At 50.1% G+C, this 11759-nt stretch carries 12 protein-coding genes; 9 read left to right on the top strand and 3 right to left on the bottom strand.

The window, feature by feature from the left end:
• The first annotated feature begins 50 nt into the window (after positions 1–50).
• The 4 genes from ACES2G_RS13150 to mdtD all read left to right on the top strand — a co-directional run bounded on the left by ACES2G_RS13150 (position 51) and on the right by mdtD (position 3939).
• Positions 51–1196, top strand: a complete 1146-nt coding sequence (locus ACES2G_RS13150) for a CapA family protein (RefSeq protein WP_374000446.1) — start codon at positions 51–53, stop codon at positions 1194–1196.
• A 34-nt stretch (positions 1197–1230) separates the two neighbouring features.
• Complete coding sequence (gene ybaK / locus ACES2G_RS13145) at positions 1231–1725, top strand: Cys-tRNA(Pro) deacylase (RefSeq protein ID WP_347358956.1); 495 nt, start codon at positions 1231–1233, stop codon at positions 1723–1725.
• 93 nt (positions 1726–1818) lie between these two features.
• The gene (locus ACES2G_RS13140; protein WP_347358957.1) at positions 1819–2466 is read left to right on the top strand and encodes a zinc-binding dehydrogenase; all 648 of its coding nucleotides are present in this window, start codon (positions 1819–1821) and stop codon (positions 2464–2466) included.
• A gap of 33 nt (positions 2467–2499) precedes the next feature.
• On the top strand, positions 2500–3939 hold the full coding sequence (mdtD, locus tag ACES2G_RS13135) for a multidrug transporter subunit MdtD (protein ID WP_374000445.1): 1440 nt from the start codon (positions 2500–2502) through the stop codon (positions 3937–3939).
• Positions 3940–3954: 15 nt separating this feature from the next.
• On the opposite strand, the gene ACES2G_RS13130 is transcribed toward mdtD, so the two are convergent.
• Positions 3955–4728, bottom strand: a complete 774-nt coding sequence (locus ACES2G_RS13130; protein WP_374000443.1) for a protein-glutamine glutaminase family protein — start codon at positions 4726–4728, stop codon at positions 3955–3957.
• A 147-nt stretch (positions 4729–4875) separates the two neighbouring features.
• Between ACES2G_RS13130 and ACES2G_RS13125 the strand changes: the two genes are divergently transcribed.
• Together ACES2G_RS13125 and ACES2G_RS13120 are read left to right on the top strand one after the other, a co-directional pair.
• A complete protein-coding gene (locus ACES2G_RS13125; RefSeq protein ID WP_374000442.1) occupies positions 4876–6591 on the top strand; it encodes an ATP-binding protein in 1716 nt (571 codons plus the stop codon).
• A gap of 46 nt (positions 6592–6637) precedes the next feature.
• On the top strand, positions 6638–7264 hold the full coding sequence (locus tag ACES2G_RS13120; protein WP_347359606.1) for a response regulator transcription factor: 627 nt from the start codon (positions 6638–6640) through the stop codon (positions 7262–7264).
• A gap of 62 nt (positions 7265–7326) precedes the next feature.
• Here ACES2G_RS13120 and ACES2G_RS13115 read toward each other — a convergent pair whose 3' ends face one another.
• On the bottom strand, positions 7327–7860 hold the full coding sequence (locus ACES2G_RS13115; RefSeq protein ID WP_374000441.1) for a YceI family protein: 534 nt from the start codon (positions 7858–7860) through the stop codon (positions 7327–7329).
• Between the two features lie 149 nt (positions 7861–8009).
• Here ACES2G_RS13115 and ACES2G_RS13110 point away from each other — a divergent pair, with 149 nt between their 5' ends.
• Both ACES2G_RS13110 and ACES2G_RS13105 read left to right on the top strand, forming a co-directional pair.
• The gene (locus ACES2G_RS13110; protein ID WP_374000440.1) at positions 8010–8315 is read left to right on the top strand and encodes a GNAT family N-acetyltransferase; all 306 of its coding nucleotides are present in this window, start codon (positions 8010–8012) and stop codon (positions 8313–8315) included.
• Complete coding sequence (locus ACES2G_RS13105) at positions 8305–9405, top strand: PrpF domain-containing protein (RefSeq protein WP_347359609.1); 1101 nt, start codon at positions 8305–8307, stop codon at positions 9403–9405. The genes ACES2G_RS13110 and ACES2G_RS13105 overlap by 11 nt, the downstream gene beginning before the upstream one ends.
• Before the next feature lie 4 nt (positions 9406–9409).
• Here the strand turns inward: ACES2G_RS13105 and ACES2G_RS13100 are convergent, their stop codons facing one another.
• Positions 9410–9901: a hypothetical protein gene (locus tag ACES2G_RS13100; RefSeq protein WP_347359610.1), complete on the bottom strand. Its 492-nt coding sequence runs from the start codon at positions 9899–9901 to the stop codon at positions 9410–9412.
• Positions 9902–10019: 118 nt separating this feature from the next.
• On the opposite strand from ACES2G_RS13100, the gene ACES2G_RS13095 reads away from it, so the two are divergent.
• Positions 10020–11717 (top strand): NAD-dependent malic enzyme, encoded by a 1698-nt coding sequence (locus tag ACES2G_RS13095; protein WP_374000439.1) that lies wholly within the window; start codon positions 10020–10022, stop codon positions 11715–11717.
• Positions 11718–11759: the final 42 nt, after the last annotated feature.

The following is an 11759-nucleotide window of genomic DNA, read 5'->3' as shown; positions in this document are numbered from 1 at the left end:
TGCAAAGCGCTTTTTTGCCTCTGTCGCGGAAAGGCTCACAATGGGGGCTTATGAAAAGAATGAAAATATCTTCATGGGTTCTGGTGGTGGGCTTTTTGCTGGCGCAAGGGGCTTGGGCTGGCAATGACATTCGTTTTCGGACTGAATGCGAAGCGGGGCAGGATCGGATCAGTCTGTCCTTTGTGGGGGACATTCTGGTGCATGAGGCTCTTTATCGGGCCGTGGTGACGGGAACTCAGCGCTTCAGTCAGATCTGGCGGCGAACCGACAGCCTGATGACCAAAGCTGATTTTTCCGTGGGTAATTTAGAGGGCCCGGCGGCTATGGGCGTGGACCGCCGCGGGCGGGATCGCGGGGATGTGGGTTTTATCTATGATGAAGTGGTGTATTCTGGTTCCAATTTTTCTTTCAACTATCATCCACGTATTCTGACGGACCTGCAAAGATCGGGATATGATCTGTTGACGGTAGCCAACAATCATTCGCTGGATCGCGGGGTTTTGGGTATTGATAAAACCATTGATGCCGCCCGGGCGATCGGACTTCCCACTGTCGGGATTCGCAAAGCTTCAGAGCGAAATGCCCCGTTTTACGACGTGGCTTCGATCGGCGGTCTGCGTGTGGCCTTCTTGGGTTGCACGGAGATGAGCAACGGTCATAGCGACAATAAAGATCAGGTTCTTTTTTGTTATAAAGACCCCAACCGCATGATCGAGCTGATTCGGGAAATCACATCGCGATCCGATGTGGATGCCCTGATTCTGCTGCCTCATTGGGGGCAGGAGTACAAGCATGTGCCGGATTCACGACAAAAAGGTTACGCACGAAAATATCTTGAAGCCGGTGTCACTGCTATTATTGGCTCGCACCCGCATGTTCTGCAGCCTTGGGAAAAGTATGTGACCAAGGACGGGCGTGAGACTTTGATCGCTTATTCTTTGGGAAACTTTGTGGCAGGACAGGCGGGAGTGCCCCGAAAAACCGGCGTTGTGGTTTATCTGGGCCTGGTGAAAGAAGATGGGAAAGCCAAGATATTTGGAGCTGCTTATACTCCGACCTATCGTGAAGGCACGGAAATCTGGCCTGTTACCAAAAACAAAGAAGCTTTGGAGCATGCGGCTTCGTTATATGGGATTGAGCGGCGTCTGACTCCAGAGGCACCATTGATGAATTTCCTTTGTCAGAAGAAAATGTGATGCCCGACAAGCTCTGCAGGTGTAAAGTTTTGTCATGAGCGACAAAGATAAATTCCCCACCACGTTGGCGATTCGTGAACTGCTGAAATATCAAGTCAGCTATGAAGGACATCTTTTTCCGTATGAGGAAAAGGGCGGTACGTCACATTCATCAAAAGAGCTGGGCGTTTCCGAGCATCAGGTGATCAAAACCCTTATTATGGAAAATGAAAGCAAAGAACCTTTGGTCGTGCTGATGCACGGGGATCTGCAGGTCTCAACAAAACAGTTGGCGCGGGAGCTGGGGGTTAAAACCATTTCCCCCTGTAAGCCTGAAGTGGCGGATCGTCATTCCGGATATCAGGTGGGCGGCACTTCTCCGTTCGGCACCAAAAGAAAAATGCCTGTTTACATGGAAAGAACCATCTTGGATCTGGAGCTGATCTATATCAACGGCGGTAAAAGAGGCTTTCTGGTTTCCCTGAAGCCACAGGAAGTTGTTCGCCTGCTGGAACCGACACTGGTGCAGGTGGGTGTTAAGAATTCTTGAGTTTCTGTATCCCGACACTTGATCTTGTTCGTGTCGGGGGTGGTCTTTAAAATCTCTTCTGAATATCTTCAGAGGAGGAATCTATGAAAGCCGATGCTGGTGCCATTGGGGAAACTGAAGCCTCAAGATGCAGCCCCCCTCAGTGATGCGGCCTTGACCCCTTATCATGCGATCAAACGAGCGTTGCCACTTTTAACTCCGGAGGCCACGGCCGTGGTGTTAGGGGTTGGAGGGCTGGGACATATGGCCGTGCAGTTGATCAAGTGTCTTTCCGGGGCGCGCATTGTGGCCGGGGACGTCGATGATGCCAAGCTGGAAATGGCAAAAAAAATGGGGGCCGATCTGGTGGTGAATACCAAAAGTGAGGATGCTGCGGAAAAGATTCTAAAATTCACAGGGCCTCGCAAAGCGGCGTTGGTTTTGGATTGTGTGGGAGTTCAGCCCACAGTGACGTTGGGAAGCAAGATTGTTGGAATGAACAGTCATTTCACAATCGTGGGGTTGGGCGGAGGAAAGCTCACAATGGATGGCGGCGCCTCTGTTCCGTTTGGCTGTATGGTGAGCACTCCTTATTGGGGATCACGCGCAGAACTTCTGGAAGTTCTGGCCCTGGCCGAAGCGGGTCGCATTCATGCCGAGGTCACGCACTTCAAATTGGATGAAACACCGGAGGTATATAATAAGCTCCACGAAGGAAAAATACGCGGTCGCGCAGTGATTGTTCCAGAGTTGAATCTTTAGTAGGATCTCAGTCAACAACCTGACGAGATTTTTATGACCTCTGCTGTTTCGCCGAAATCAGAAGAAAGATCTCAGAGCCTCTTGCTATGGCTGGTTGCCATAGGCTTTTTCATGGAGACCCTGGATTCCACAATCGTAAACACGGCTTTGCCAGGAATGGCAAAAAGCCTGGGTGAAAGTCCTCTGTACATGCAGTCGGTGGTGATTGCTTATTCGCTGACCATTGCCTTGTTGATTCCGGCTTCAGGATGGATCACGGATCGCTTTGGCATCAAGAAGGTTTATCTGTCAGCGATTCTGGTGTTTACGGTGGGCTCGTTGTGCTGTGCTTTATCGCAGTCGTTGGATCAACTGGTGATTTCACGAGTGCTGCAAGGGGCGGGCGGGGCGATGTTGCTTCCGGTGGGGCGGCTGGCAGTGTTGCGGGCATTCCCCGCAGACAAGTTCCTGCATGCTATCAGTTTTGTGACGATTCCGGGATTGATCGGTCCATTAATCGGTCCCACTGTCGGGGGCTGGCTGGTGGAGTTCGCTTCCTGGCATTGGATTTTTCTGATCAATATTCCGGTCGGTTTGGTTGGCTGTTGGGCGACATATCGCTTGATGCCTGATGTTGGTGCCAGTCGTGTGTCCCGCTTTGATCTGTCCGGTTATCTGTTTTTGGCCTTCAGCATGGCGGCGATTTCTTTTGCGATGGAGGGAATGGCTGAATTGGGTCTGCCTCGCAGTGTTGTGATGATTCTGTTGGTATTCGGACTGGCCAGTCTGGCGGCGTATTGGTTCCACGCGGCGCGCACGCCTCAGCCGCTGTTCTCTTTAAATCTGTTTAAAATCGGAACTTACAATATTGGCCTTTTGGGAAATCTTTTTGCTCGTATCGGCAGCAGCAGCATGCCGTTCCTGCTTCCTTTGCTTTTGCAGGTGGGGCTGGGATATTCGCCCTCGTATGCTGGCATGATGATGATTCCAATGGCGGTGGCGGGGATTATGGCCAAACGTTTTGCCACTCCACTGATTCTGCGTACAGGCTACCGCAATATGCTGGTTGGAAACACACTGCTGGTAGGATTGGCGATGGCCAGTTTTGCTTTGGTGTCAGAGGGGGAACCCCTGTGGCTGCGTATCTTGCAGTTGTTCTTCTTTGGTTGGGTGAACTCCATGCAATTCACAGCTATGAACACCTTAACCTTGAAAGATTTAGGAGCCGGGTACGCCAGCAGCGGAAACAGCTTGTATTCAATGATGCAAATGTTGGCGATGAGTCTGGCGGTGGCCGCTGCAGGAGCCATCTTGAATGCCTTTTCAGACCAGTTTGGTGGGGCGGGCAGTGCCGAAGGGGTTTTGCAGACGTTCCGGGCCACTTTTGTCTGTATGGGTATTGTGACGTGCAGTTCTGCGGCGATCTTCTGGCAGATTCCGGCACAAGATCGTAGCAAGGAGCCATTGCCGCAAAGTGAACCAACGATGCACTAGGATCGCTTGGAGGCTTTAATAGCCGCCTTCGTCGAACATCATCATACGCTCTTCATTGCGCTGAAGTTCAAACCAGTACTGGTCTTCACCATCGACACTTTTACTGCGGGCTTTGTGTTCGCGTAAAGTCTCTTTGATCGATTTATTGAAGTCATTGTCTTTAAAATTTGTGCGGATGCGCCCACGATCATCAAACTGTGCTGCTGGTGTGAACTTAAGCTGCACCTTCATTTTCGGATTGTGATGGGTCATGGAGGCCTGCCATTCGCTGACGGGAACGGCATTCTTTTCCAGTGACGGGTCCAAAATATACGGAACCAGTTCGTTGTTCTTTTTGACCAGAATGGCCGGGGCCACATGGTACTTCCACTCGACGGTGGTTCCGGATTTTGTCGGATTCGGGCGGCGCAGGCGCGGTGAATCGTTCTCATCCACTGATGCGAACACTTTGATAGGGGTGATACCTTTTAGCAGCATCAGGCGAGACATCTCATGGGCTCGTTCTTCGCAGCCGGCGATGGAAAACTCGAAGGGGATTTCTCCATTGGTTTTCAGTTCCAGAAAAAGTTTTTGGGCTTCTTTTTCGCTCATGACGGAAACCTTGTCGTCACCGAGTTTGGTATTGGCCGCCGAAACTTGAGTCAGTTTTGAAGAGTCACATTGTACAGTCTGGTGGGAATTCAAATGTCGCAAGGTGGAATCCAAGCTGGTAGCAAAGGACGAGAGGTCATCAGCCGCCTGGGCACTGGATAAACTAACTAAGATGATGACGAAAAGGACTTTGATCATGATGAAACGTATCGGCGTTTTTCATCACAAACATGATCGTTTCGGGCAAAACGTCGAGGGGAGGCTTCAAGGATAACTCAAGCGAATTGATTTTCTTTTATGCGAGAAAGAAATTGCACTCTTCGTGAGGACAGCTATCATTTTCTTATGACGTTGGTCTTGATCTACTTGTCCACAGCATTGAGTTTCATCATCTGCACTGTATATGCGACTCGCTCCTGGTCCTATCGTCGGTCCTATACGCATGGCCTGATCTTTTTGATCGAAGCCACCTATGCGCTATGGGCATTTTCGATCATCAGTGTTTTTGCTATTGAAGACATGCAGTTTAAGATCTTCATGACTCATGTCCGACAATTGCTTTTGCCGTTGATCTGTCCGGCTTGGGCACTGTTGACGGCAGCTTTATTCTTCCCACAGTTTACGATGCGGATGCGTCGCCAGTTGCTTCTGATTTTTCTTCTTCCTGTGATTGTCATTGCAGGAAATGTCATGGCGATGCTTGGGGTCCCATTTGCAGAAAAATGGATATTCTATGATTTTCAGCTTATTCCGGGATTGAGTGGTTTGGTGGACTTCACCCGTGGATCATTACTGAAGACCTCATTTGCTTACAATATTGTCTGTGTGGCGGGGGCTTTTGGAACTTCTCTTTATGCATTTGCGACGTTGCACGGACGCCGTCGACTGTATGCGCTGGTGTTGATGCTCGCAGGTGTCTGGCCGGTCTTTTTGGAAGCTTGGGCCAGGATGATTTCGTCTGGCAGTATTCCCTGGGCACAGCTCACGGTGTTGGGGTTGTGGCCCTGCGTATGGGGAATGCACTTTGCAGCCAGCCGAGTGGACTTGCTGGAGATCGTTTCACTGGCGCAGCAAAAAGTCTTTGAACATCTGCCCAGTCCGGTGGTGATTCTGAACACACGGGGCGAGTATTGGGATGCCAATCTGGCTGCGAAGCGTTCATTGCAGTTGCAGGACAGCTGGCGAGGCAAGACGATAGCGAAGATTCCGGTATTGGCAGAACTTTCAAATGCCGTAGGAAAATATCAGATTACCGATCGTAGCTTTCAGGTAGTTCGGCATACTTTGGATTTTCATGGAGGCGAGAGCCAGGCGCAGATTTTTGTATTGAACGATGTCAGTGAACTTGAGGAAAGTAACAAGACCTTAAGGGATCTGAATGGGGCCATTTTGCAAATGACCCGGTTTAACAAAAAGGTGCAGACGGTGTTGGCACATGATCTCAGTGGCGCTCTTTCGGGAGTTCAAATACTTTTGGGGGGAGTGCTTCGGCAGTTACAGAGTCAAGAGGAGCAGCCGCTGCACTTGTCTTTGACCCGGGCTAGTGATGCCAATAAATCTTCTTTGGCTCTTTTGCAGAATCTTCTGGCTTGGAGCTATGAGGAGGAAAGCACTCATAAAGTGGGCTTCAGAGAGCGAGTTCAAACAGCTGTGACACAGCTTTCGCCTCAAGTGCTCCACAAGAATATCAAATTGAATGTTGAACTGCCGGAGCAGGACATTGCTTTGACGGGCTCTGGAAAGGTTGTCGAAGCCATTGTTCGAAATATTTTGTCCAACGCTGTGAAGTTCAGTCCGGTCGGAGGGCAGATTGATATTCAGGGACAGTTGCTGGACAATCATGTGGAGCTGGTCATTCAGGATCAGGGGCCTGGGGTGTCAGAAGAGCTGTCTCGGCAGCTGTCGGACCCCACGGCTTCGATAGCGGCTCAAGGAGAAGGATTTGGATTGGGCCTTAGATTTACGACAGATTTCGTAGCCCAAATGGGTGGCGCGATCAATCTAAAGACCCGTGTCCCAATGGGGACTCGGGTTTCGGTCAAGTTTCCGTTATTTGTTTGACCATAACCACGCAGAACGAAATAGTTAAATTGGAGATATGTTTTAAATGCCAGAAAATGCGAAAGTTTCCTTTTACATCGTAGATGATCATCCTGTGACTCGGCATGGGTTGCGCGTTTCCCTTGAATCTTTGTCAGATGAAATGGTTTACCGTGGTGAAGCCGGCAGTGCTGAAGAAGCTCTGACCTTCTTTGAAGGTAACACCGTGGACTTTGTAGTTCTGGATCATGCTTTGCCAGGGAAGTCCGGTTTGGACTTGGTGGCAGAGCTTCGTCAGAAGGCTCCTCATGTGCGATTTTCGCTGCTCACTCAGTGCGATGACTCAGGGGTGCTGGCTCAGTACCAGAAGCTGGGCGTGCGCGTGATGGTGGCTAAGACATCTGCCAGTGATGTTTTAAAGGAAGCAATTCAGAGTCTGCTGAAAGAGCGCAGCTACATTTGCCCGGTGATAAGAAAACTTTTGGAAGAACCGCGTCTGACCTCAGTGCTGACACCAAGAGAAATCGAAGTCATCCGTATGATCGCACAAGGCAAAACCAACAAGGAAGTCGCTCTGGCCTTGGGGTGCTCTGAACACACTATCAAGACCCACAAAACCAACGTGATGAGAAAGCTGAATCTTTCCAATGCCGTTGAAATCAGTGTCTGGGCTTTGAAACGCAATCTAGCATAAAAGAATCGGCGGAAGCCCCCGAGGGATCTTTCCGCCGATAATTCAGGTTTTAGTTGTTTGAACTAAACTTTTTTAGCGAACTGCAAATCCAGTAAAATTGCCACGTCGTCTCCGACCAGCACTCCGCCAGCTTCCAGTGCTGCATTCCAGCTTAAACCAAAATCTTTGCGTTTGATTTTTGTCGTCGCGGAAAAGCCGATTTTGATATTGCCATAGGGATCTTTCATTTCTGCGGAAGGCCCTTCGACAGCCAGAACAACTTCTTTGGTGACGCCGTGAATGGTCAAGTCTCCGGTAACCTTCAGGTCTTCACCATCTTTTTCAATCTTCGTCGATTTGAAATTCAGGGTCGGATATTTTTCAACATCAAAGAAGTCGGCACTTTTTAAGTGCGTGTCGCGTTGGACTTCACGCGTGTTGATACTGGCGGCTTCAATCACAGCTTCAATGGATGATTTAGTCAGGTCGGCGGTGTCCAGCAGCAGGGTGCCAGAAAGTTTTTCGAAGCCACCGTGAACTTTGGCGATCATCATGTGTTTGATAGTGAAGTTGGCGCTGGAGTGAGCCGAGTCGATAGTGAAAGTGGTTTGAGCCATAATTTCCTCCTAAGGAAGGGGTTGTTTATGGAACCATGATGTCACGGTCTTGATTGTTGCGTAAGGGCACATTAATGCAATATATTGTTGCAAAAATGGTACTAATCAAAACTTCTGACTCAAGTTAAGATCAGGAAATCGGAGGATTTATGAAAATCGAGAATATTCTCAATCAGAAATTCACAGTTCAAGTGACAGGGGGCGAAGCTCGTCTGTTGTATCGCCGTGGGCCTGAGAACTCTTTGGATTTATACTCTACTCAGGTGCCTGTTGAGGCCCGTGGCCAGAATATTGCTGAAAAGCTGGTTCTTGAAGCTTTGCAGTTTGCGAAGGATGAAGGCGTGAAGGTGATTCCGACTTGTCCTTATGTACATCGCTGGTTTGAAAAACATCCCGAAGAAGCGTGGCGTTTGTTAAAGCCGCTTTCTGAAACGAGACCGTCTCATGGCTCTTAAGTCACTGCCTGCCGTTTATATGAGAGGCGGCACCAGTCGGGCCTTGGTCTTTAAGAAAGAAGACCTGCCTGCAGATCAAACTTTGTGGGACGGAATTTTCCTTTCGGCGCTGGGAAGTCCGGATGCTTATGGACGACAGCTGGATGGCATGGGGGGCGGCATATCCTCACTGTCCAAGGTTTGCATTCTGTCGCCTTCACAGCGTGTGGATGCGGATGTTGATTACACCTTTGCCCAAGTGTCCGTGCAGGAAAGCAAAGTCGATTACAAAGGCAACTGTGGCAATATCAGCTCGGTGGTCGGCCCATTCGCACTATCTCAAGGCTGGTGTCAGGCTTCGGGTGATGAAGCCTGCGTGCGCATCTTCAACACCAACACAGAAAAGATCATTCATTCTTATTTTCCGGTGAATAACAATCAGCCGGTTTATGAAGGCGAGCTGCAGATCCCTGGAGTTTCTGGCAGTGGTGCTCCCATTCGTCTGGAGTTCCAACATCCAGGAGGGGCCACCACAGGGCGACTTTTCCCGACAGGAGTGAAGATGGATCGCTTGTCTTATCTGGGGCAGGACGTGGACACTTCTTTGGTGGATGCGGCCAACCCCGTGGTCTTTGTCCGGGCGGTGGATGTCGGTGTGTCCGGTTTTGAATCTCCGGAAGAGCTGGCCTCGCACAAATCCGTTCTTGCCGGATTGGATGAGCTTCGCAGGCAGGCGGCTGTGGCTATGGGTTTGGCGTCGGATCTAGAGTCTGCAAAGGACCTGGTGTCAGTTCCCTATGTCGGACTGGTCAGTCCTTCTTTGGACGGCACCTCCAGCTTTAACATGCGGGTGATAGCGGGCGGGCAGCCTCATAAGGCATTGCCTTTGACGGTGTCCTTATGTGCGGCGGTGGCAGCGCGGATTCCAGGCACTGTGGTGGCTGGTCTTGCCAAGACCGACTCTGAAGAGATTCGCATTTCAATGCCGTCAGGAGTTTTAACTTTAAGTGCGCGCGTTAAGGAAAAAAACGGGCAGTGGGAAGCGGAGGGTGGAAGTTTCTTCCGCACGGCACGACCCCTGTTTGCAGGAGCCGTTTTTTACAAGTCGTAAAGATTTAGCGGTTTTTACGAGTCACGCGCAGAGCATGTTGCATGCCGAATTCATACACCTGGTCTGGAGACAGGCCAGGGTCATTGCGATAGATCCAATCCGGATAGTACTGCACATAGTGAGTGCCTGCGAAAGTCATGGGCTGTGGTTCCATGTTCAGGGCAATGCCAACAAGCTTTGAACAGTAGGTTTTGTTGTTATTCCAGACAAATTTATAATCAAATGGCAGGCCCATCTGTGACATCAAAGCATCTTCATTGATCAAAGAATCAGAAATTTCAATTTGGATGTGGCCCAGGTTGCCGCCCAAGTGTGCGATCGGCAGGCGACGTCCACCAGCTCGAGTGTCGGCTTCGTAGGCGTAGCCTTTGTATTCCAGGATCACATGGAACAGAGGCTGAGGAACATTCGGGTTGCTGTAAAAGTGCAGAACGGCGGCAAAGCCGTTAACAGAGACAAGCAGAGTGGAAATGAGGATAAAAAGACACTTTTTCATGCCCAATCCAATAGACCCGGGACTGCACTTTGGCAAGAACTAAGACGCCCCGGGCTCTGTCTTGCTTAAGATGAAAGCTAGGAGTAGGTTCAGGCCATCATCCCAAAAGGAAAGCATTGTGGAAACTGATAATAAATACAATCGCCCGGTCTATATCCCTTACTCCGGAACGGTCTTGTTAGAGATGTCTCTTTTGAATAAAGGAACGGCTTTTTCTGAGGAAGAACGCAGTCATCTGAACTTGCATGGGCTGGTTCCGCAAACAATTGAAACCATCGAAGAACAGGCCGAGCGAGTTTATTCTCAATACCGTCTTTTGAAGGCGGACATCGACAAGCATGTTTATCTGCGCAACCTTCAGGATACCAACGAAACTTTATTCTATCATCTGGTGGTGAATCATCTCAATGAGATGATGCCAATCATCTACACGCCGGTGGTAGGCGAAGCTTGTGAACACTTCTCAGAAATCTATCGTGCTTCACGCGGGCTGTTTATCTCTTACCCTAACAAAGACCGCATTGATGAAATGCTTAGAAACGTGACCAAGCAAAAGGTGAAGGTGATTGTTGTCACCGATGGTGAACGTATTTTGGGTCTGGGCGATCAGGGGATCGGGGGGATGGGAATTCCTATCGGCAAACTTTCCCTGTACACAGCTTGTGGTGGGATCAGTCCGGCTTACACATTGCCTTTGGTGCTGGATGTGGGGACAAATAATCAGCAACTGCTGAATGATCCTTTGTATATGGGCTGGCGCCATCCGCGTATCACGGGGCAAGAATACGAGGACTTCGTAGAAGCCTTTGTGCATGCGGTGAAACGCCGTTGGCCGAACGTGCTTTTGCAGTTCGAGGATTTTGCCCAGAAGAATGCTTCACCACTTCTGCGCAAGTATCGTGATGAAATCTGCTGCTTCAACGATGATATTCAGGGAACTGCGACGGTCACCCTGGGCAGCTTGATAGCGGCCAGCCGGGCAGCGGGTGGTAAGTTGCGTGATCAGCGTGTGGTCTTCCTTGGGGCGGGTTCTGCAGGATGTGGCATCGCCGAACAGATCGTTGCACAGATGAAGCTGGAAGGTCTTAGCGACAGCGAAGCCCGCGCACGTATTTATATGGTGGATCGTTACGGTTTGTTGACTGATAAAATGCCAAATCTTTTGGATTTCCAGTCGGCTTTGGTGCAGAAGCATCAGGATCTTGCCAACTGGGACACGCAAGGGGATGAAATTTCTTTGCTGGAAACGGTTCGCAATGCCCGTCCTACAGTTTTGATCGGGGTGTCTGCGCAACCAGGATTGTTTACGGAAGAAATCATTCGCACCATGCATGAGCACTGTCCGCATCCTATCGTCATGCCACTTTCCAATCCGACTTCACGAGTGGAAGCCATTCCAGCGGATATCATCCGCTGGACTGACGGTGCGGCATTGGTGGCGACGGGCAGTCCTTTTGTGCCGGTTCATCATGGTGACAAAGTGTACCCGATTGCTCAGTGTAACAACTCTTATATCTTCCCGGGAATTGGTCTGGGGGTTTTGGCGTCAGAGGCCCGTCGTGTGACGGATTCCATGTTGATGGCGGCCAGTGCGGCATTGGCGGATTGTTCACCACTGGCGCAAAATGGAGTGGGGGCCTTGTTACCGGATCTGCGAGACATTGAAAAGGTGTCCCGCCTGATTGCCTTCAAAGTTGCTAAGGCCGCACAGGTTGATGATGTGGCTTTGAAGATGACTGATGATGAGCTGCTGAATGCAATCGATAAAAACTACTGGTATCCCATCTATCGCACCTATCGACATGCGTCTTCTTAGTTAGGTCAGGTGGACTCAAGTCACAGTGGGACCAAGTCTTGA

The sequence above is a fragment of the Bdellovibrio bacteriovorus genome (assembly GCF_041888015.1).
Lineage (GTDB): Bacteria > Bdellovibrionota > Bdellovibrionia > Bdellovibrionales > Bdellovibrionaceae > Bdellovibrio.
Note: the sequence above shows the minus strand (reverse complement) of the source record. Positions and strands in the feature narration are given on the sequence as shown.

What these genes read in the sequence shown, in the direction of transcription:
- ACES2G_RS13150 (WP_374000446.1), top strand. Translation starts at nt 51, where the DNA reads ATGAAAAGAATGAAAATATCTTCATGGGTTCTGGTGGTGGGCTTTTTG.
- ybaK (WP_347358956.1), top strand. Translation starts at nt 1,231, where the DNA reads ATGAGCGACAAAGATAAATTCCCCACCACGTTGGCGATTCGTGAACTG.
- ACES2G_RS13140 (WP_347358957.1), top strand. Translation starts at nt 1,819, where the DNA reads ATGCTGGTGCCATTGGGGAAACTGAAGCCTCAAGATGCAGCCCCCCTC.
- mdtD (WP_374000445.1), top strand. Translation starts at nt 2,500, where the DNA reads ATGACCTCTGCTGTTTCGCCGAAATCAGAAGAAAGATCTCAGAGCCTC.
- ACES2G_RS13130 (WP_374000443.1), bottom strand. Translation starts at nt 4,728, where the DNA reads ATGATCAAAGTCCTTTTCGTCATCATCTTAGTTAGTTTATCCAGTGCC.
- ACES2G_RS13125 (WP_374000442.1), top strand. Translation starts at nt 4,876, where the DNA reads ATGACGTTGGTCTTGATCTACTTGTCCACAGCATTGAGTTTCATCATC.
- ACES2G_RS13120 (WP_347359606.1), top strand. Translation starts at nt 6,638, where the DNA reads ATGCCAGAAAATGCGAAAGTTTCCTTTTACATCGTAGATGATCATCCT.
- ACES2G_RS13115 (WP_374000441.1), bottom strand. Translation starts at nt 7,860, where the DNA reads ATGGCTCAAACCACTTTCACTATCGACTCGGCTCACTCCAGCGCCAAC.
- ACES2G_RS13110 (WP_374000440.1), top strand. Translation starts at nt 8,010, where the DNA reads ATGAAAATCGAGAATATTCTCAATCAGAAATTCACAGTTCAAGTGACA.
- ACES2G_RS13105 (WP_347359609.1), top strand. Translation starts at nt 8,305, where the DNA reads ATGGCTCTTAAGTCACTGCCTGCCGTTTATATGAGAGGCGGCACCAGT.
- ACES2G_RS13100 (WP_347359610.1), bottom strand. Translation starts at nt 9,901, where the DNA reads ATGAAAAAGTGTCTTTTTATCCTCATTTCCACTCTGCTTGTCTCTGTT.